Source organism: Variovorax sp. J31P207 (assembly GCF_030316965.1).
Taxonomy (GTDB): Bacteria; Pseudomonadota; Gammaproteobacteria; order Burkholderiales; family Burkholderiaceae_C; genus Variovorax; species Variovorax ginsengisoli_B.
In genome coordinates this window covers 56,150-76,069 of record NZ_JASZYN010000012.1, presented here as the reverse complement: position 1 = coordinate 76,069, position 19,920 = coordinate 56,150, and the positions used below count along the sequence as shown (strand labels likewise).

Here is a 19,920-nt window from a genome sequence, read left to right as displayed (position 1 = left end):
GTTCAAACTCTTCCTCCGATGGTGGCGGTGATCTTGATGTTGCGAGAGTCAGGGATCTCCGCATGGGAGAGCACCTTGAGTTGCGGCAGGCTGCGGCGCAGGAAGCGCGACAGCAGCACGCGCAATGCGTGTTGGACGACCAGCACCGGCGCCAGGCCCATCTGCTCCTGGCGCACGATGGCGGCCTGCGCCTGGCGCAGCAGGTTGTCGGCCAGGCCGGGCTCGATGCCGCTGCTGCTGGTCATGGCCTGCTGCAGCACGCTGTCGAGCGAGCCGTCGAGCCCGATCACCTGCAGCTCGGCATCGCCCGGGAACAGCTGCTGGGTGATCGCGCGGCCCAGGGCCAGGCGGACCAGCGTCGTGAGTTCGGTCGCGTCCTTGACGGTCGGCGCATGCTCGGCCAGCACGTCGAGGATGGTGCGCATGTCGCGGATCGGCACCTCTTCCTCGAGCAGGTTCTGCAGCACCTTGTGCAGCGTGCTCAGCGAGATCAGCTTCGGCACCAGGTCCTCGGTCAGCTTCGGCGCCGTCTTGGCGATCTGGTCGAGCAGCTGCTGCACTTCCTGGCGGCCCAGCAGCTCGGCGGCATGGGTCTGGATCAGGTGGTTGAGGTGGGTCGCCATCACGGTGCAGGCATCGACCACCGTGTAGCCGTGGATCTGCGCCTGCTGGCGCAGGTTGCCGTCGATCCACACCGCCGGCAGGCCGAACGCCGGGTCCTGGGTCGGCGTGCCGGGCAGGCTGCCCGTGACCTGGCCCGGGTTGATTGCCATCCACTGGTTCGGGAAGGCCTCGCCGCGTCCGATCTCCACGCCCTTCAGGCTGATGACATAGGTGTTCGGCTTGATCTCGAGGTTGTCGCGGATGTGGACCACCGGCACCAGGAAGCCGATCTCCTGCGCGATCTTCTTGCGGATGCTCTTGATGCGGCCGAGCAGCTCGCCCTGCTGCGACTGGTCGACCAGCGGGATCAGCCGGTAGCCGACCTCCATGCCGAGCGGATCGACCAGCGCGATGTCGTCCCAGCTGGCTTCGGCCGCCTCGGGCGCCGCCGGCAGCGCAGCTTGGGCGGCGGCGGCGGCCTTCTCGGCCGCCTGCTTCGGCTTGCGCTTGAGCAGGTTGTGGCCGAGCCAGGCGAGGCCGCCGGCGATCAGCAGGAAGGCCAGGTTCGGCATGCCCGGGATCAGGCCCATCAGGCCGATGATGCCGGCGGTCAGGAACAGCACCTGCGGGTTGGAGAACAGCTGGCCCGTGAGCTGGCTGCCGACGTCCTCGTCGGTGGTCACGCGCGAGACGATCACGCCGGCGGCGGTCGAGATCACCAGCGCCGGGATCTGCGCCACCAGGCCGTCGCCGATCGCCAGCAGCGTGTAGGTCTTGCCGGCGGTCGAGAAGTCGAGCCCGTGCTGCGCCACGCCGACCACCAGGCCGCCGATGATGTTGATGACCATGATCAGGAGGCCGGCCACCGCGTCGCCGCGCACGAACTTGCTGGCGCCGTCCATCGAGCCGTAGAAGTCGGCCTCCTGCGCGACTTCGGTGCGGCGCTTGCGGGCGATGTCCTCGCCGATCAGCCCGGCGTTGAGGTCGGCGTCGATCGCCATCTGCTTGCCGGGCATGGCGTCGAGCATGAAGCGCGCGCCGACTTCGGCGATCCGGCCCGCACCCTTGGTGATCACCATGAAGTTGATCAGCACCAGGATGATGAAGACCATCACGCCGACCGCGAAGTTGCCGCCGACCAGGAAGTGGCCGAAAGCCTCGATCACCTTGCCGGCGGCATCGGGGCCGGTGTGGCCGTGCATCAGCACCACGCGGGTGGAGGCCACGTTGAGCGACAGCCGCAGCAGGGTCGAGAACAGCAGCACGGCGGGGAAGGCGGCGAAGTCGAGCGCCTTCATGGTGTACATGCTGACCAGCAGCACCATCACCGACAGTGCGATGTTGAAGGTGAACAGCAGGTCGAGCAGGAAGGCCGGCAGCGGCAGCACCATCATGCTCAGGATCATGATGATGAGAATCGGCCCGGCCAGTCCCTTGAACTGGTTGCCGGAGAAGAACTGCGTCGGCAGACGCATCAGGTTGGTCATCGCGTTCATGCAGGCACGGTGTATTGAAGTTCGTCAGGAACCGCGACGTCGGTCGGCGTGCGCGGCGCCTCGCCGCCTTCGGATTTCCAGCGCTTGAGCTGGTAGACCCAGGCCAGCACCTCGGCCACGGCGGTGTAGAGGCCCGAGGGAATCTCGTCGCCCAGGCGGGTGTGCTTGTAGAGCGCCCGCGTGAGCGGCGGCGCCTCGAGGATCGCGACCTTGTTGTCGGCCGCGATCTCACGGATGCGCTGCGCCACCAGGTCGGTGCCCTTGGCCACCACGCGCGGGGCGCGCATGTCGCCGTCGATGTACTTGAGCGCGACCGCGAAATGGGTCGGGTTGGTGACCACGATGTCCGCCTTCGGCACCTCGGCCATCATCCGGCGCTTGGCGATCGCCTGCTGCTGGCGGCGGATCTGGGCCTTGATGTGCGGGTCGCCTTCGCTCTCCTTGTGCTCCTGGCGCACGTCCTCGCGCGACATGCGCAGCTTCTTGTAGTAGGTCCAGAGCTGCCAGGGCACGTCGACCAGCGCCACCAGCACCAGCGCTGCCGCGATCAGGGCGCAGCTGCGCCCGACCAGCATGATGGTGTGCGGCAGGGCGGTCGACTCGGGTTGGCCGAGCAGCGCCATGACATGCTCGAGGTCGTCCATGATGACCAGATAGGCGACGCCGCCGATCAGCAGCGACTTGGCGAGCGCCTTGATCAGTTCGGCCAGCGACTGGGTCGAGAACATCCGCGCGATGCCGGCCAGCGGATCGAGCTTGCCGAAGTTCGGCGAGACCGCCTTGCCCGACAGCAGCCAGCCGCCGAGCATCATCGGCGCCACCACCGCGGCCACCACCATCATGGCGAACAGGGGGGCCATCGCCAGCAGCGTCTGCATCACCATCCAGGCGGTGCGCGCCAGCATCTGCTGGGGCTCGTATGCGATGCCGCGCTCGAACTGCAGGCCGCGGCGCAAGGCGGCGCTGAGGGTGCCGCCGAGCGACTCGGCGGTGAACCAGAGCCCACCGATGGCCGTCGACAGCATCACCAGCGTGGTCAGCTCGCGGGAGCGGGCCACATTGCCTTCCTCGCGCGCCTTTTCGAGGCGCCGCTCGGAGGCGGGTTCCGTTTTTTCGAGATCGCTTTCCTCAGCCATTCATGCTCCTGGAGCAGCAGGCGAGGAACGCCTGCACATGACTGATTATTCGATTCGGAGGGCCGGAACAATCGCCCGATCAAGAGCGCAATCGCCCTCCTTCTCGCTCGATCGAAGCCTCAGAAGCCGAGGCTCTCCAGCAGATCGTCGACCTGCGACTGGTCGGCCACCGCATCCGGATTGCCGGGCACGATCTGGGGGCCGTTCTGCAGGCTGTTGCTGACGATCTCCTGCCGCTTCTCGGCCGGCGAGTTGTCGATCAGCACCTGCAGCAGCTGCGTCTCGACATCGTTGACCACTTCCATCATCTTCTTGATGACCTGGCCGGTCAGGTCCTGGAAGTCCTGCGCCATCAGGATCTCCATCAGCTGCGAGTTGATGGCATTGGCCTTCTGCGGCACGTCCTGCAGGAAGCCGCGCGTGTCCATCACGAGCTCGCGCGCATGGTCGAGCTCGATCGGGTCGGCGAACCATTCGTCCCAGCGCTTGCTCAGGCCCTTGGCGTCGCTCGCCAGCCCTTCCTGCAGCGGCTGCGCGACATCGATGGCGTTGAGCGCGCGATGGGCCGCCCGTTCGGTGGTCGCAGCCACGTAGGCCAGCCGGTCGCGCGCATCGGGAATGGCCTGGGCCGCCTTGGCGACTTCCTTGTCGAGGCCCAGCTCGCGCAGTCCTTCGCGCAACTGACGCGTCAACTGCCCGATGCGGCCCAGCAACTCTTCAGCGGTGTTCCCTTGTTCGGCGTCGAACGCGTTCTTGCTCATGGCCTTACCCCTTCGCCAGTTTTTCGAAGATCTTGGTGATCTTCTCTTCGAGCGTGGCCGCCGTGAAAGGCTTGACCACATAGCCGTTCGCGCCGGCCTGGGCCGCCGCGACGATGTTTTCCTTCTTGGCTTCGGCCGTGACCATCAGCACCGGCAGCTTGCCCAGCTCGGGATCGGCGCGGATGTTCTGCAGCATGGTCAGGCCGTCCATGTTGGGCATGTTCCAGTCCGACACCACGAAGCCGAAGCTGCCGCCACGCAGCTTCTCGAGACCGGCGGCGCCGTCCTCAGCCTCGTCGACGTTGAGGAACTCGAGCTCCTTCAACAGGTTGCGCACGATGCGGCGCATGGTCGGGAAGTCATCCACGACCAGGATCTTGATGCTCTTGTCAATCACGTTTCTCTCCACTCAAACAGTTCGTTGTCAAACCCGATTCGTGCGCGCACCGAAGGTGCGCAGGTGCGCCAGCACGCGGCGCGCCATTTCGCCCAGCGGAGCCACCTCGTCGGCCGCGCCGATCGCGATGGCTTCCTTCGGCATGCCGAAGACGACGCAGCTCGCCTCGTCCTGGGCAAAGGTGTGGGCGCCGGCGCGCTTCATGCGCAGCAGCCCCTCGGCGCCGTCCTTGCCCATGCCGGTGAGGATCATTCCGATCGCGTTCTTGCCGGCGTGCTTGGCCGCCGAGTCGAACAGCACGTCGATCGAGGGGCGGTGCCGGTTCACCGGCGGCTCCTGGTCGAGGTGCGCCACGTAGTTGGCGCCGCTGCGGCCGAGCGACAGGTGGAAGCCACCCGGCGCGATGTAGGCATAGCCCGGCAACACCCGCTCGCCGTGCTCGGCTTCCTTGACCGTGATGCGGCACAGGCCGTCGAGCCGCTGGGCGAATGACTTGGTGAAGCCCGAGGGCATGTGCTGCGCGATCAGGATCGCGGGACTGTCCGGCGGCAGCGGGGTCAGCACCTCGCGGATCGCCTCGGTGCCGCCGGTGGAGGCGCCGATGATGATCAGCTTCTCGGTGCTCAGCAACGGGCTGCGCAGCAGAGCCTCGGGCGCGTGTTCGCCCGCCGGCCGGGCCGACGCGGCATGCCGCGACGGCAGCAGCCGCGCACTGGCAGCGGTGCGGATCTTGGCGGCGATCAGCTCGGTGTAGTTGAGCAGGCCGTCGCGCACGCCCAGCCGCGGCTTGGTCACGAAGTCGATCGCGCCCAGTTCGAGCGCGCGCAGCGCGATCTCCGACCCGCGCTCGGTCAGCGACGACACCATCACCACCGGCATCGGCCGCAGCCGCATCAGCTTCTCGAGGAATTCGAGGCCGTCCATGCGCGGCATCTCGACGTCCAGCGTCAGCACGTCGGGGTTGGTGACCTTGATGAGGTCGCGCCCCACCAGCGGATCGGCGGCCGTTCCCACCACCGTCATGTCCGGCTGGCTGTTGATGATTTCGGTCATCACGCTGCGTATCAACGCCGAGTCGTCGACGCACAGCACCTTGATCTTGTTTGCGCTCACCAGCTTCCTTTGCTTCTGGCCCACAGCGGGCTCTCGCCGACCGGGCCGTTGGGTTTGCGCAGGTCGATCGCCGGTCGCGGCAGGGCCATGCGCAGCAGCTCGCCCTCCTCGCGCTGGATCGCCTGCACGTCGTTCTGTCCCCGCAGCTTGCGCACCACCGCCTTGCCGCTTGCCGGCATGAAGCAGACGCGGCGCGCATGCTGGCCGCGCAGATCCTGGGCCGCGACGCTGATGCGTTCGGACTTCAGGTAGCGCAGCACGAAATCGGCATTGCGGTCGCCGATGTTGAGGGTCGTCATGTTGGCCAGCACCGCGGCGCCGCCGAACACCTTGGCCTGCAGCCGTTCGCGCCGGGCGCCGGAACGGATCAGCTCGCGGATCAGCACGTCCATCGCGTAGGCGCCGTAGCGCATCGACTCGGTGGCGTCGCGGGCGACCGAATCGCCCTCTTCCGGCAGCATGAAATGGTTCATGCCGGCGACGCCGTTGTCGGTGTCGAGGATGCAGGCCGACACGCACGACCCCAGCACCGTGGTCAGCACCGTGTCGGTGGTGGTCACGAAGTACTCGGAAGGCAGCAGCTTGACTGCCATGCTGCCGACGTCGCGGTCGAAATAGTGATGGTTGGCCAGCGACCCCGGCACGACAGCATTCATGGCACCCCTGCCTTGCCCTTCGCGCGCGCCAGCTCGTACACCGTCTGCCCGAGCGGCCTGAAGGTCTGGTTGACCAGCGAGGCGTTCTCCGAATGGCCCGCGAACAGCAGGCCGTTGGTCTTCAGCAGGGGCGCGAAGCGGTCGAGCACCTTCTTCTGCGTCGGCTTGTCGAAATAGATCATCACGTTGCGGCAGAAGATCGCATCCAACGGCTCCTTGACCGACCAGGACGGATCGAGCAGGTTGAGGCGCGAGAACTTCACCAGCTGCGCAACCTCGGGGCGGATGCGCACCTTGCCGGCATTCGACCCGGTGCCCTTGTTGAAGAAGCGGCGCAGCCGCTCGGGCGACAGCGCCTTGACCTGGTCTGCGGTGAAGACACCCGCCTGGGCCTTGGCCAGCACCGCGGTGTCGATGTCGGTCGAGATCACCCGGGCCGCGTTGGCCTTGTCGCCAAGCGCCTCGATCAGCGTGATCGCGATCGAATAGGGCTCCTCGCCGGTCGAGGCCGCCGAGCACCAGATCGTGACCGGCTCCTTGGCCTTGCGCACGTGCTCGGCCAGCACCGGAAAGTGGTGCGCCTCGCGGAAGAACGAAGTCAGGTTGGTGGTCAGCGAATTGATGAACGACTGCCACTCGTCGCCGTCCTGGCGCGACTCCAGCAACTCGAGGTAGGAGGAGAACTCCGGCATCCGCAGTTCGCGCAGCCGGCGCGACAGGCGGCTGTAGACCATCTGCCGCTTCTGCTCGCCCAGCGCGATCCCGGCCCGCCGATGGATCATCGTGCGGACCTTCGAGAAATCGCTGTCGGTGAAGAGAAATTCAGTGCTCACGGTGGACGTCGGTGCCTGGGTCTCAATGTACATAGCGAGCCTCTTTTCCAATGGTTCGATCAACGGGACAAATACCTTGCTGCTCGCGCCGCATCAGCTTGCGTCGTGGGCGTCGGCTTCCTGGGACCAGACCATCGCCGCCAGGTGCGCTGCGTTGACCTGGCCCGATCCCACGAACAGGGCCTCCGACAGCCGGGCGGCCTGGGCGGCGTCGGTCTCGCAGGCTTCCGCCAGTGCGAGGAAGGGCGCGTAGACGCCTTCGCGCGCCAGGATCGCCTGCTGCACCGACCCCGCGAGCTGCACCTTGGCGAGAACCTCCGTCATCGGCACGCCGAGCAACTGGTCGATCAGAGAGAACATGCCGACCACGAAGAGGTTGTCGGCCTCGCCGGGCGGCAGCATCCCCTGGCCCATCAGCTCGACGAAGCGGCCGCGCGTGATGGCCTTCTTGGTCATGAACGGCGCCGCGGCCCGGTTGCTGGTGGCCAGCAGCACGGACAGCCAGCGCAACAGCGGCGCGTAGCCCAGCATCGCCACCGCGTGGCGAAGGGAATGGATCTCGACACCCGCGCCGATGGCGGGCGAATTGATGTGACGCAGCAGCCGGTAGGTCAGGGCCGCGTCGCGCTTGAGCGCCGACTCGATGCTGCGCACGTTCTCGTTGCGCTGGATCATGTGCATCAGCCGCACGATCATCACCGACTCGGGCTGCAGTGCATCGCCGCCCTCCTTCACCGGCGGGTGTGCGAGCGTGCCGTCGACGAAGATGTCCAGCCGCAGGTCGGCGCAGGCCCCGGCCTGCGCCCAGGTGTCGATGCGCGAGGCCATCAGCTGCACCGGCGCCCGGCCCGGCTGCTCCTCGGCGCGCACCCGCGCCACGCGCTCGGGGTCGCCGTCGCCGACGTCGAGGTGCGTGATGATCTCGCGCAGCTCCGGATCGGCCGGCAGGCCGTCGGCATCTTTCAGCATGAAGCCGAAGCCCTGCTCGCGCAGGAAGAGCAGCATCGAGCGCGTGTCGACATCGCTCAGATCGCCCAGGCCCATGCACAGCACCACGTTCTCCGGCGGCAGCGACTGCAGCTCGGCCAGGAACAGCCCGTCGACCGTGACGTCGAGGAACAGCACCAGCCGCCCGAGCCGCCAGCCCGTGCGCGGCGGATTCAGGTGCCGGGTGATGTTGTCGAGCAGCGCGATGAACTGGCTGGACGCATCGGGCACCGGCGCGGCGCCCGGCGTCGCGAGCCAGGCCATGCGATAGCCCTTGACCCGCTGCTGCGGGTCGAGCTGGAGCGCATGGCGCACGTAGCCGCTTGCCTCGCCCGGCCCGCCGAGCTCGTCCACCGGCTCCTCGCGGGATTGCGCCGGCATGCCGGCGTCGCCCTTGCCTTTCGCGGCGCTGGCGCCCGAGGTTCGAAAGAAGTCAAAGCGCATAGCAGATGGCTCCGTCTGAGGGTCGGGTCAAGCGTTCAGCGCGACGCAATGTCCGCGGCATGGCGTGCCCAGGGCTCAAGCGGCAACCGCCGCGGGCCTGGCGGCGCCCGCCAGCGCCGCGGTGCTGGCCGCCTGTGCGCGCTGGATGCGCGGCATGGCGGCGACGTCGATGATGAAAGCCACGCTGCCGTCGCCCAGGATCGTCGCGGCCGAGATGCCCGGCACCTTGCGGTAGTTGGTCTCGAGGTTCTTCACCACCACCTGGTGCTGGCCCAGCAGTTCGTCGACCAGCAGCGCGAAGCGCGCATCGTCGGCCTGGACGATCACCAGGATGCCCTGGGTCGGGTCGACCTGCGCGCCCGCCACGTCGAAGACCCGGTGCAGCTCGATCAGCGGCAGGTATTCGCCGCGCACCTTGATCACGTGGCCGTCGCTGGTGATCGAATGCAGATGCTCGGCGAGCGGCTGCAGCGACTCGATCACATAGCTCAGCGGCAGGATGTAGGCCTCGCTGCCGACCTTGACCGACATGCCGTTCAAGATCGCCAGGGTCAGCGGCAGCACGATGCGGGTGGTCGTGCCATGGCCGCCGCGCGACTGGATCTCGACGTGGCCGCCCATCTCCTGGATGTTGCGCTTGACCACGTCCATGCCGACGCCGCGGCCCGAGATGTCGGTGACCTGTTCCGCGGTCGAGAAGCCCGGCGCGAAGATGAGCTGCCAGACTTCCTCGTCGGGCATGGTCTCGCTCACCGCCAGGCCCTGCTGCATCGCCTTGGCCAGGATCTTCTCGCGGTTCAGGCCGGCGCCGTCGTCGCTGACCTCGATCACGATGTTGCCGCCATGGTGCTGCGCCGACAGCAGCAGCTGGCCGGTGGCTTCCTTGCCCTTGGCGAGCCGGATGTCGGGCGTCTCGATGCCGTGGTCGAGGCTGTTGCGCACCAGGTGCGTGAGCGGGTCGATGATCCGTTCGATCAGGCCCTTGTCGAGCTCGGTCTCCTTGCCGAAGGTATCGAGCCGGACCTGCTTGCCGAGCTTGGCGCTGACGTCGCGGATCACCCGCGGGAAGCGGCTGAACACATAGTCCATCGGCATCATGCGGATCGACATCACCGACTCCTGCATGTCGCGCGCGTTGCGCTCCAGGTGGCCGAGGCCGCTCAGGAAGCGCTCGTAGACGACCGGGTCGAGCATCGTGGCGGCCTGGGTCAGCATCGACTGCGTGATCACCAGTTCGCCCACCAGGTTGATGAGCTGGTCGACCTTCTCGACATCGACGCGGATCGAGCTCGACTCCTTGGCGGCGGCCGCGGGCGCCGCGGCCGGTGCCGCGGAGGCCGGCCCGGCGGCCTTGGCGGCCGGCTCGGCTGCGGGGGCTGCGGCCGGTGCGGCTGCCGGCGTGGCCGCGGCTTGCGCCTCGGGCATTTCGCGCGAGATGTCGATCTGCGACTCGTCGATCACGAAGCAGCAGACGGCGATGATGTCGTCCGGGTCGCAGGTGGTTTCCAGCATCACCGTGAGCTGGTCGTTGCTGCGGGTGCGGGAGCTCAGCGTGCCGAGGTTGGCGAGTTCGCCGGCGAGCAGTTCGCATTCGCTGTCCGACAGGCGGGCGAAGCGGATGCGCAGGGCGCCGGTCGATGGGGTGGCGGCGGCAGGCGCGGGCGCGGCGACGGCCACCGCGACCGGCGCCGCAGCGGGTGCGGGCGCCGCGGCGCCCTCTCCGTTCTCCCGCGCGAGTTGCTGCAGCACGCCACAGATGTGCGCGACACGTTCGGCTTCAGGCTCTTTGCCCGCCTGGTAGGCAGTGAGTTGTTCTTGCAAGGCGTCCTTCGTTTCCAAAAAGGCATCGATCATCGGACCGCTCAGGCGCAACTGGCCATGGCGTGCCCGGTCCAAAAGGGTTTCCAGCACGTGCGTCGTCTCGGTCAGCGCGGTGAAGCCGAAAGTGGCCGCACCGCCCTTGATCGAATGGGCCGCACGAAAGATCGCGTTGAGCTGCTCGCTGTCCGGCGAGTCGACGTCGAGCTCGAGGAGCAGTTGCTCCATCTGCGCCAGAAGCTCGATCGCTTCGACAAAGAAGGCTTGGGAAAACTGGCTGAGGTCCATCTGTGTGTTCCGGTGCCGGCGCTGCAAACACCGGCGTTGGGTCTGTCGTTGGTTACTGCGTCGGGCTGGTGGGCTTGAAGGATGTCGGCTTCATCTCGCTGCTGGCGCCGGAGGTGCCAGTGGCGCCCGGGGCACCGGTCTTCAGCGCGCTGGCGCGTACCGCGGCACCGTCGCCGCTGTTCTCGCGCTCGATGCGTTCCTGGGTCTGGCGATTCAGCAGGATGATGCTGATGCGGCGATTGATCGGATTGCGCGGATCGGCGTTGTCCAGGTGCATGCTGTCGGACAGGCCAACCACGCGCAGCACCTTCGACTCCGACATGCCGCCGGTCACCAGTTCGCGCCGCGAGGCGTTGGCGCGGTCGGCCGACAGCTCCCAGTTGCCGTAGGCCTTGTCGCCATTGGTGTAGACGATGGCATCGGTGTGGCCCGACAAGGTCATCTTGTTCGGCAGTTCGTTGAGCTTCGGTCCGAGCTCGCGCAGGATGGCGCGCATGTGAGGCACCACGCGCGCGCTGGCGAGGTCGAACATCGGGCGGTTGTCGCTGTCGACCAGCTGCAGCCGCAGGCCTTCGGTGGTGATGTCGATCAGGATCTGCGAGCGGAACTGCTTGAAGACCGGGCTGTTCTCGATCAGCGTGTCGAGCTTCTGCTTCATGTCGGCCAGCCGCTGGGCGTCGAGCTCTTCCTCGCTCGGGTCGGCCTTCTTGACCTCGCCCTCGGTCGCCATGACGTCAGCGCCGCCGCCCGGGATCATGCTGCTGCTGAGGCTGCTTTTCTCGCCGCCCGTAAGCGCCACCTTGAGCGGCATGCGGAAGTGCTCGGCGATGCCGGCGCGCTGCTTCGGGGTCGAGATCGCCAGCAGCCACATGACCAGGAAGAAGGCCATCATGGCGGTCATGAAGTCGGCGTAGGCGATCTTCCAGGCGCCGCCGTGGTGGCCGCCTCCATGGGCGGCGACCCGCTTGATGACGACGCGGTGCTTTTCAGCGCTCATGGTTGCGGTCCCGGCACTCAGCGGGCCTTGACTTCCCGAACATGGTCATCCAGTTCGGTGAAGGAAGGACGTTCGGTCGAGAACAGCACCTTGCGGCCGAACTCGACGGCCAGCTGGGGTGCGTAGCCGTTCAGGCTGGCCAGCAGCGTGACCTTGGCGCACTGGTAGATCTTCATGGCTTCCTCGACCTTCTGGCCGATCAGCGAAGCCAGCGGCGCCACGAAGCCGTAGGCCAGCAGCACGCCCAGGAAGGTGCCGACCAGCGCGTGCGCGATCAGCGCGCCCATTTCGTCGGGCGGCAGGTTGGCCGAGGCCAGCGCATGGACCACGCCCATCACGGCGGCCACGATGCCCAGCGCGGGCAGCGCATCGGCCACGCCGGCCAGGCTGTGCTGGGGCACCGCGGCCTCATGGCGGATGGTCTCGATCTCGTGGTCCATCAGGGCCTCGATCTCGAACGGGTCGGTGTTGCCGCTGATGACCAGGCGCAGGTAGTCGCAGAGGAACTCCATCAGCTCGTGGTCGGCCATGAGCGCGGGGTAGCGCCCGAAGATCTCGCTCTCGGCCGGATTCTCGACGTCGTTCTCGAGCTTCATCATGCCGTCCTTGCGGGCCTTGGCGAGCAGCTCGTACAGCAGGGCCAGCAGGTCCATGTAGAGCTGCCGGTTGTGCTTGGACGAACGCAGCAGCAGCGGCAGCTCCTTCATCGTCGCCTTGATCGTCTTGCCGTTGTTGCCGGCGATGAAGGCGCCGAGCGCGGAGCCGCCGATCATCAGCAACTCGACCGGCTGGAACAGGACGCCGAAATGCCCGCCCATGAGGGCGTAGCCGCCGAAAACGGCCCCTATGACTACCAGGTATCCAACCAGCACGAGCACGCGCGTCCCCTTTTGCCCGCAGGCATCAAATCAAGAAATTGCCGAATAAGCGAAAAATTGCCGTTTTCAATGGACTCCGTTGGCGCCCAACGCGGAATGCACTGCCAGAATCGGAGCCGCCGCAACTTGAGGCGCCTTGACCGCCTCGTCGACGCGTTTCGGACCGCGCACCTTGCCGGCGCGCGACGGCGGGCGGCACAGCACGCAGACATAGCCATGCTTGTGGTCATGCGCGTGCGCGACGAAATTCCCGCCGCAACGGCTGCAGGCACTGAGTTGCAGCATGTCGCTGTCGAAAAAACGGACCATCGTGTAGGCGCGCGTGAAATCCAGCACGATTTCGCCACCATGGGCCTCGATCTGCTCCGAATAAAGGCGATAGGCCTTGATCAGCGCCTGCAGCCTGGGCTCATTGGCTTCGTGCAGCATGAAGCGGTACATGTTGTAGAACATCGACGAATGGATGTTGGCCAGCCATGTCATGTACCAGTCGGTCGAAAACGGCAACAGCCCTTTTGGCGGCGAGACGCCCTTGAGTTCCTTGTACAGGCGAATTAGCCGTTCGCGGCTCAATTCGACTTCCGCTTCCAGGAATTGAAGGCGGGCACCGAGCTCGATCAATTCGACCGCCAGCCGGACCTGCCGGACTTCGCCGAGGACGCTTTTCGAGCTCATGCCAGTGCATCCGTGTCGCGCGGCTGGAGCTGCCGGGCAGCCATCAGGATCGACATGTGGGCCTGCTGGAGCGTGGTGTCCTTGCCTTCGCCGAACACCGCGAACATCGGGTGGTCGTCGAGCCGGAAGCTGCAGAGCAGGAAATTGGATGTCGCCAATTTGACAATCTGCGTCAAGGACATGTTGGCCAGCAAATCTGCCAATTCACGACCGACGCCGAGGCGGTACATTGCCGCGGCGCGATCCTGCTTGGCCAGCTTTTGAGCGAGCAGCATATAGGCCAGGTTAATGTCGCCGATCTCTTTCGAGATGTCGCCATTATTTACGCCGCCATCGATATCCATTTCCACTCTGCACTCCATTCAATCAAGTCTGCAGTCTATACACAATTTCTAACAATTTCACCACCCTAAAGATACTCATTCCGAAAAGTGAGACTTTTCTGACGTACTGTCGGAGCGGGCTTGCAAGCGGTCGGTTTGTCCAATGAAAAGTAGTCCAAACTACTTACGAAGAAATGGGCAGCCGCGTGCAATTGGGTGATTAAAAAGTATTAAAAATTCAATTGAACTACAAAGTACTAACCATTAAAGTTCGCGAAAATCCAATGAATATTCATTGATGATGAAACAAAACGTATCATTTAGAAAACATCGGCGATGCCATCGTCATGCCTGCGGGGCCCCGGCGACATCCGCCCGGGCTTCGAGTTCGTGAATCCAGGCCATGACCTCGGCCACGGCGCGATAGAGCTGCGGCGGGATCTGCTGGTCGAGGTCGACCTGCATCAGCAGCTTGACCAGCCCCGCCGAGGCATGGACATAAAGGCCGTTCCGCCGGGCTTCGCGCATGATCGATTCGGCCACCACGCCATAGCCTTTGGCCACGACCACCGGTGCCCGGTTCTTGTCGGCATGCGACAGCGCCACCGCGCTGTGCCGGTCGTCCAAGGGCGTGCTCACGACGCACCTCCTGCCGGCGCCATCGGCGCCACCTGCAGATCCTGCAAGCGCAGGCCGGCGGCTTCCATCCGCTGCACCAGCGTGCCACCGTCGGCACGCAGGGTCGCCACCGTGCCGGCCTCGCTGGCCGCCAGCCGGGCCTGCACGCCAGGGCCCGCCAGGCTCAGCCGAAGGTCGACCTGGCCGAGCCGCGGCAGGCTCATGGCGACCGTGGTCGACCATCGCTGCGGCGGGTCGTCGCCCGATTCTTCGTCCGACGGGTCGGCGGCTTCCTTCTCGACCGTCCAGTTCATCGCCACGCCCGGCCAGGCCTCGCCGCTCCAGCGGAACACCGCCGTGGCGAGCAAGTCGAGTTGCTGATGCACCAGGTTCACGGCCTGGGGGTGAATCACTTCGGCCAGCGGGACCGCGGCCTTGGGAGCGAACGCGGCCGCGTGGTGTGAGGCACCGGCTTCCTCCACGCGCTCGGCCGCCGGTGCATCCGCTGCCGGCACCGAGACTGTCGCCTCGCCGCGTCCATAGGCCGCCTGCAGCCGGGCGGCGTCGGGCGTCGGCGCCGGGCCGGCGTCCGGCGCGGTGTTGTCGACGGCGGCGGCTGCGCCCAAGGGCGCGGGGCCGGCCGCTGGCGCGGCGCCGTTGCCGGCAGCCGCGGCGACCGCGGGCTGGGCGTTGCGCGGCAAGGCGCCGGCTTCGTCCAGCGTCGGCTCGGCGACAGCACGCACGACTTCTTCGGCGGTGGGTGCGCCCTCGCCGGACGCAGTGGCCGCGGCGGCAGGCGCCGACTCGGCGGCGCGCTGCGCCGCCAGCGGCGTCGCCCAGCGCGCCTGCGGCTCCTGCATCAGCTGGACCAGCGGACGCGCGCCGGCGGCGAACTCGAGCAGGTGGGATTCGTAGAACAAGCCGCTCTGGGCCACGGTCTGGGCCAGCGCGCCGGCCAGCGCCGGTGCCGAGGGCGCCTGCCGCGAGGGCCATGCGGGTGCGGCGCCACGCACCGGACCGGCATCCGATTCGAGGTCGGCCAGCACCGCGCTGATGACCCGCGCCGCCACCGACAGCTCCGCCTCGGGCGCTGGCCGCGCCGAGGCGGCCGGCGGCAGGCTCGACGGTCCGCCCGGCAGCACCCGGTCGAGCGCCGCCTTCGAAGGCAGGCGAACATCGTTCTCGACCTTCAGCACCTCCGCCACCGCGCCGGGCGCACCGATCCGGGTCTCGGCCTTGATCGCGAGCACATCCAGACGCGGCGAAGCCTTGACGGCCAGCAGCGCATCGATGAGTCCGGTGAGTCCGCTCATGGCCAGTTCCCTCGCGTCTCAGTGCGGCGGCCCGTAGGCCTTGCCCAGGTTGCGCTGCTGATGCAGGTAACCCATGCGGGAGAGCAGCTCATCGATCTGCGGCTTGACCAGCCCGCAGACCTCGTCCTGGTCGAGGCGGATGCGCTCGATCAGGCGCAGCGCCTCCTCTAACTGGCTCGGCTCCAGCGTTTCGAGCGGCACCAGCACCTTGAGTCGTTCGACGATCGCGGCGCATTGCTCCTCGAGCGCCGGCAGCCGGCCCCACTCCTTGGAGCGGGCCAGTTCCGCCATGAGCGCAACGCCCGAGGCCAGTTGCCCGTAGCAATGCACAACTTCACTCCTGGTTGCCATGGTGTTCCCCTTTGGTTCTTTTGATGCCGGTCAGGCGTGCGCCGGGCCGGCGTCGATCTCGCGCCATGCCGATGCGATGCTTTCGAGCAGCGCGTCGGCTTCGTCGAGCGCCTGCGTGTCGTTGCGCAGATTGGCTTGGAGCAGCCGCTGGATGATGTAGCCGTAGAGGGCCGACAGGTTGGCCACCAGGGCCTCGCCTTCGGGGCCCGCGGCCTTGGCGTCGAGCACCGCCCGGAGGCCGTTGTCCACGATGTCGACCGCCTTGGAGATCGCCTGGCCCTTGGGGCCGATGTCGCCGGTCGACATGTGGTGGCGGGCCATGCCGATGGTCGACCTGGCGCCATCGAACAGCATGCAGATCAGCTGGTGCGGCGAGGCGCTCATGGCGCCGGTTTCCACCCCGACGCGCGCATACGCGCCGGCGCCGGTCCTGAAGGTGTGCGGTGTGTACATCGTCGGCTTTCCGTGAAGGGCTCTACTTGCTGGAGCTGCTCATTGCATCGAACTGCTGCTTCAGGTAGCTCAAGGTGCTGTTCATGCTGTTGACCAGCACGTCGAGCTGGTTGAACTGTTTGCGGTAGCGCTCCACCGTGTCGTCGACCCGGGTCTGCATCGCGTCGTACTGCTTGTCGAGCTGCTTAATCGTCGCCGTGACGCCGTCCGAGGCCACCTTCAGCGAGCCGCCGGTGCTGTTGAGGTCGGTCACCAGGGCATCGATCTGCTTGCCGTAGCCCGCGGTGCTTCCGGTGGCGCTGGCGAACAGGTTCGCGACGCCTTCCAGCTTGCTGCCGAGCGCCTTGTCGAGCTTGGTCGAGTCGACCGCCAGCGTGCCGTCCTTCTGGAAGCTGACGCCGATCTCGGTCAGCACCTTGAAGCCGTCGGTGCCGCCGGCCTGCGGCGTCGTGAGCGCCTGGCGGATGCGGGTCTGCAGGTTGCGCAGGGTCGAGTCGCCCATCAGCGCGGCACCGGTCTTGGTGTCGGCGTCATAAGCGGTCAGGGTGGTCGCCGTGCTCTGCAGGCTGTTGTAGGCCTTGACGAAATCGTTGATCGCGCTCGTCACCGAACTGGTGTTGGCCTTCATCGACAGGCCGGTGGTGCCGGTGTTCACCAGCGTCAGCGTGCTGCCCTGGATCGCTTCCTTGACCGTGTTGCTGGCGCTGGTGATCGCGATCCCGTTGACCGTGAGCTTGGCGTTCTGCGCCGCCACGGTCTGCTTCAGGTTCTGGGTACCGGCGGGGTCGTTGCCCAGCAGGTTCTGCAAGGCCGCGTCGCCGTCCACCGAGATCCGCATGCTCGACGCCTCACCGGTCTGGGTCGACACCAGCACCAGCCGATTGGGCGTGCCGCTGCCGTCGTTGACGATGCTGGCCGTGACACCGGCATCGGCCCCGTTGATCGCGTCGCGGATGCCGGCCAGCGTGTTGTTGCTGGCGTCGATCGTGATCGGCTTGGCGACGCGGGTGGCGTCGGCGGCGAAGGTGGCGCCGCTGTACTTGCCGGTCGCCGGGTCCAGCGTGCCGCCGGTGATGGTGCCGAAGTCGATCGTGATCTTGCCGCTGCCGATCGCGGTCGTGGTGCTCGCCTGCCCGGCCGCGATCGCCGATTGCGACTGCGCCAGCTGCGACACCGTGATGCTGTAGTTGCCGGCCGAGCTGGCATCGGTGGACGAGGCGGCCAGGATGCCGCTCACGGTCGGGGTGCCGGTGACCGACTGGAACAGCGCCGGGTCCGAAAGCTTCTTGGCCGCGGACTGCAGCACGCCGAGCGCGCTTTGCACCGTGCCGTAGGCCGACAGCTTGCTGGTGTAGCTCTTCGCCTTCGCATCGAGGGCCACCAGCGGCTGGCTTTCGGCCGTCTGGAGCTGGGTGAGAAGGGTCGCCAAATCGAGGTTGGAGCCGACGCCCAGGCTGGTGATCGTTGCCATCTTGTTGCTTTCCTGAATTACGTTTGAAGAGAAAGGACCCGGCTCAGGCCTGCTGGCTCACCAGCATCCCGGGCGCCTTGCCCATGACCTTCGCGATGCGAACCACTTCTTCGGTCGGGATCTGGCGGATCACCACGCCGTTGGTCTGGTCGACCACCTTGACGATGACCTTGTCGGTGTCCTTGTCGATCTCAAACTGCAGGCTGACCGAACGCATTTCGAGCGAGGCGTTGACGGCCTGCACCGCGGTCTCGACCTGCGCCGGCGTCGCCTCCTCGACCGGCTCCGCCGCCTCGTCCGCGGCCGCAGCACCCACGGCGCGACCGACGAGCAGTTGCGTCCATGGGCTGTCCTTCGCGGGAATCGGGGCAAGCGGGTTCGACATCTTTTCCACCTTGGTTGCGGGGTTCGCTGTGCTCTGCGGCCTTGCCATCGCGCATGGCCGCAGAGCACAGCGCAGGCCGCGAGGCCTGGCGCCGCCAGGACCATCCCTTGCGGGAGGGACCTGGCATTCCTTTCGTTATTCGTTAGTTGATCAACGCAGGAGGGACAGCACGCCTTGCGTGGTCTGGTTGGCCTGCGACAGCACCGAGGTACCGGCTTGCTGCAGGATCTGGGCGCGCGTCATGTTCGACACTTCCACCGCGTAGTCCGCGTCTTCGATGCGCGAGCGCGACGACGACAGGTTGGTGATGGTGGTGCCGAGGTTGGCGATCGTCGAGTCGAAACGGTTCTGCACCGCACCCAGCGAAGAGCGCAGCTTGTCGACCTTCGACAGGGCGGCGTCGATGGCCTTGAGCGGATCGACCGTCGCGGTGGTGTTGCTGACGGCGTTGGTGGTCAGCTTGCCGACCTTGGCCGAGTCCGCGTAGACGGTGTTCGCCTTGCTGTCGGTCACGACGCCGTTCTGCTGCATCGTGATGGTTTCGGACGTGGCGGCAGTGAGCGTGCCGCTGATGTCGACGAATTGCGCGGCACCGTTCGTGACGGCACCCGTGCTCGCGGCCACGGTGTAGGCCGTGGTGGTGCCAGCACCGTCGATATCGATCGTGGCGGCTGCCGCGAAGGTGTTGACCAGCGCGTTGACCGTCGAGGCAGCTGCAGGCTCGCCCTTGACGTTCATCGTGCCGGCCGCGGCCGTGGCCGTGAACACGGTGCCCGTGTTGTTCAGCTTGATCGTGTCGCCGGCAGTCGCCATCTTGGCGGTCAACGACGCGACGGTGGCAGCGGCGGCCGTGCCGCCGTTGTCGGTCGGCGTCAGGTTGCCGTTGGTGGCGTCGACGAACAGCGCAGAGCCGTCAGCCGCGGTGATGCCGCCGGAGCTGTCGATCTTGATGTCGGTGGACTTGCCGCCGAGGGTCACGGTGGCCGAGTAGCTCTGGCCGGCCGGCGGCTTCAGCGAATTCGTCAGCGCGGCGCCGCTGCGGCCCGTTTCGGCGACCGTATAGCTCTTCGATGCGGCGCTGTAGGTGTAGGTGGCGGAGCCGACCGCGACAGTACCGCCGTCCTGCATCTTGCCGAGCACGTCGTTGGCCGTCGCAGCGGTGGTGCCCTTCGTGTAGGCCGTGGCGCCGTTGGTCGTCGCGCCCTTGTTCCAGCCTGCGACCAGGAGGTCCGACTCGGTCGCGGTCTTGTTGGCGGAGCCTTTGCCGTTGATGTTGAAGCCGTCGAGGCCGAGCGTCTTCGCGCTGATCTCTTGCAGGTCGATGTCGATGGTTTCGCCATCGTTGGCACCGACTTGCACGGTCAGCTTGCCGGCGTCGGCCGAGAGCACCTTCACGCCGTTGAACTGGGTCTGTTCCGAGACGCGGTTGATTTCGTCGAGGCGCTGCGTGATTTCGCCCTGGATCGAGTCCAGGTCGCTCTGCGAGTTCGTGCCGGTGGCGGCTTGCACCGACAGTTCGCGAACGCGCTGCAGGTTGTTGTTCACTTCGGTCAGCGCGCCTTCGGTCGTTTGAGCGATCGAGATGCCGTCGTTGGCGTTGCGCGATGCTTGCGTCAGGCCCTTGATGTTGGCCGTGAAGCGGTTCGCGATGGCCTGGCCAGCGGCGTCGTCCTTCGCGCTGTTGATGCGCATGCCGGACGACAGACGCTCGATCGCGGTGTTCAGCGACGATTGCGACTTGTTGAGGTTGTTCTGCGTGAGCAGCGAGAGACTGTTGGTATTGATGACTGACGTCATGCTCGACTCCTGTTTACAAAGGTTGTGGACTACTTCCGGCCTCTGGCCGTAACGTTGGACCTTCTCTCGCCGTGAGACTCAGGCCACCGTTGGTTCAGTTATCGGCACACCCTTTGAAACATTTAGG

The 19,920-nt window shown here is 66.5% G+C and carries 20 protein-coding genes; all 20 read right to left on the bottom strand.

What is annotated here, in order from left to right; all coding sequences use genetic code 11:
• Positions 1–2 precede the first annotated feature (2 nt).
• Positions 3–2,099, bottom strand: coding sequence for a flagellar biosynthesis protein FlhA (flhA, locus tag QTI68_RS30815; RefSeq protein ID WP_286527011.1), 2,097 nt, complete (start codon positions 2,097–2,099; stop codon positions 3–5).
• Complete coding sequence (flhB, locus tag QTI68_RS30810) at positions 2,096–3,235, bottom strand: flagellar biosynthesis protein FlhB (RefSeq protein ID WP_286527010.1); 1,140 nt, start codon at positions 3,233–3,235, stop codon at positions 2,096–2,098. The genes flhA and flhB overlap by 4 nt, the downstream gene beginning before the upstream one ends.
• Positions 3,236–3,354: 119 nt before the next feature.
• The gene (gene cheZ, locus QTI68_RS30805; protein WP_286527009.1) at positions 3,355–3,996 is read right to left on the bottom strand and encodes a protein phosphatase CheZ; all 642 of its coding nucleotides are present in this window, start codon (positions 3,994–3,996) and stop codon (positions 3,355–3,357) included.
• Positions 3,997–4,000: 4 nt separating this feature from the next.
• Positions 4,001–4,390, bottom strand: coding sequence for a chemotaxis response regulator CheY (gene cheY / locus QTI68_RS30800; protein WP_286371658.1), 390 nt, complete (start codon positions 4,388–4,390; stop codon positions 4,001–4,003).
• Between the two features lie 30 nt (positions 4,391–4,420).
• On the bottom strand, positions 4,421–5,506 hold the full coding sequence (locus tag QTI68_RS30795; protein WP_503011765.1) for a protein-glutamate methylesterase/protein-glutamine glutaminase: 1,086 nt from the start codon (positions 5,504–5,506) through the stop codon (positions 4,421–4,423).
• Positions 5,503–6,162 carry a chemoreceptor glutamine deamidase CheD gene (gene cheD, locus QTI68_RS30790; RefSeq protein WP_286527006.1) on the bottom strand — a complete coding sequence of 220 codons (660 nt, stop codon included), beginning with the start codon at positions 6,160–6,162 and terminating at the stop codon, positions 5,503–5,505. Before cheD ends, QTI68_RS30795 begins: the two co-directional genes overlap by 4 nt.
• Positions 6,159–7,028: a CheR family methyltransferase gene (locus QTI68_RS30785; RefSeq protein WP_286527005.1), complete on the bottom strand. Its 870-nt coding sequence runs from the start codon at positions 7,026–7,028 to the stop codon at positions 6,159–6,161. The genes cheD and QTI68_RS30785 overlap by 4 nt, the downstream gene beginning before the upstream one ends.
• A gap of 60 nt (positions 7,029–7,088) precedes the next feature.
• Positions 7,089–8,426, bottom strand: coding sequence for an EAL and HDOD domain-containing protein (locus tag QTI68_RS30780; protein WP_286527003.1), 1,338 nt, complete (start codon positions 8,424–8,426; stop codon positions 7,089–7,091).
• Between the two features lie 75 nt (positions 8,427–8,501).
• Positions 8,502–10,532, bottom strand: coding sequence for a chemotaxis protein CheA (gene cheA / locus QTI68_RS30775; protein ID WP_286527002.1), 2,031 nt, complete (start codon positions 10,530–10,532; stop codon positions 8,502–8,504).
• 52 nt (positions 10,533–10,584) lie between these two features.
• Positions 10,585–11,529, bottom strand: a complete 945-nt coding sequence (motB, locus tag QTI68_RS30770) for a flagellar motor protein MotB (protein ID WP_286527001.1) — start codon at positions 11,527–11,529, stop codon at positions 10,585–10,587.
• Positions 11,530–11,546: 17 nt separating this feature from the next.
• Positions 11,547–12,407: a flagellar motor stator protein MotA gene (gene motA, locus QTI68_RS30765; protein ID WP_286503669.1), complete on the bottom strand. Its 861-nt coding sequence runs from the start codon at positions 12,405–12,407 to the stop codon at positions 11,547–11,549.
• Between the two features lie 66 nt (positions 12,408–12,473).
• On the bottom strand, positions 12,474–13,082 hold the full coding sequence (gene flhC / locus QTI68_RS30760; protein WP_286527000.1) for a flagellar transcriptional regulator FlhC: 609 nt from the start codon (positions 13,080–13,082) through the stop codon (positions 12,474–12,476).
• Positions 13,079–13,426 (bottom strand): flagellar transcriptional regulator FlhD, encoded by a 348-nt coding sequence (gene flhD / locus QTI68_RS30755; RefSeq protein ID WP_286504516.1) that lies wholly within the window; start codon positions 13,424–13,426, stop codon positions 13,079–13,081. Before flhD ends, flhC begins: the two co-directional genes overlap by 4 nt.
• A 324-nt stretch (positions 13,427–13,750) precedes the next feature.
• Positions 13,751–14,044: an EscU/YscU/HrcU family type III secretion system export apparatus switch protein gene (locus QTI68_RS30750; protein ID WP_286526999.1), complete on the bottom strand. Its 294-nt coding sequence runs from the start codon at positions 14,042–14,044 to the stop codon at positions 13,751–13,753.
• A complete protein-coding gene (fliK, locus tag QTI68_RS30745) occupies positions 14,041–15,336 on the bottom strand; it encodes a flagellar hook-length control protein FliK (protein WP_286526998.1) in 1,296 nt (431 codons plus the stop codon). Before fliK ends, QTI68_RS30750 begins: the two co-directional genes overlap by 4 nt.
• A gap of 18 nt (positions 15,337–15,354) precedes the next feature.
• Positions 15,355–15,687: a flagellar protein FliT gene (locus QTI68_RS30740; protein ID WP_286526997.1), complete on the bottom strand. Its 333-nt coding sequence runs from the start codon at positions 15,685–15,687 to the stop codon at positions 15,355–15,357.
• A gap of 30 nt (positions 15,688–15,717) precedes the next feature.
• Positions 15,718–16,140, bottom strand: coding sequence for a flagellar export chaperone FliS (fliS, locus tag QTI68_RS30735; RefSeq protein ID WP_286526996.1), 423 nt, complete (start codon positions 16,138–16,140; stop codon positions 15,718–15,720).
• A 22-nt stretch (positions 16,141–16,162) separates the two neighbouring features.
• Positions 16,163–17,611 (bottom strand): flagellar filament capping protein FliD, encoded by a 1,449-nt coding sequence (gene fliD / locus QTI68_RS30730; protein ID WP_286526995.1) that lies wholly within the window; start codon positions 17,609–17,611, stop codon positions 16,163–16,165.
• A 43-nt stretch (positions 17,612–17,654) separates the two neighbouring features.
• Entirely contained in the window at positions 17,655–17,996 is a 342-nt protein-coding gene (locus tag QTI68_RS30725) for a flagellar protein FlaG (protein WP_286526994.1), read from the bottom strand.
• Between the two features lie 150 nt (positions 17,997–18,146).
• Positions 18,147–19,793, bottom strand: a complete 1,647-nt coding sequence (locus QTI68_RS30720) for a flagellin N-terminal helical domain-containing protein (protein WP_286526993.1) — start codon at positions 19,791–19,793, stop codon at positions 18,147–18,149.
• Positions 19,794–19,920 lie beyond the last annotated feature (127 nt).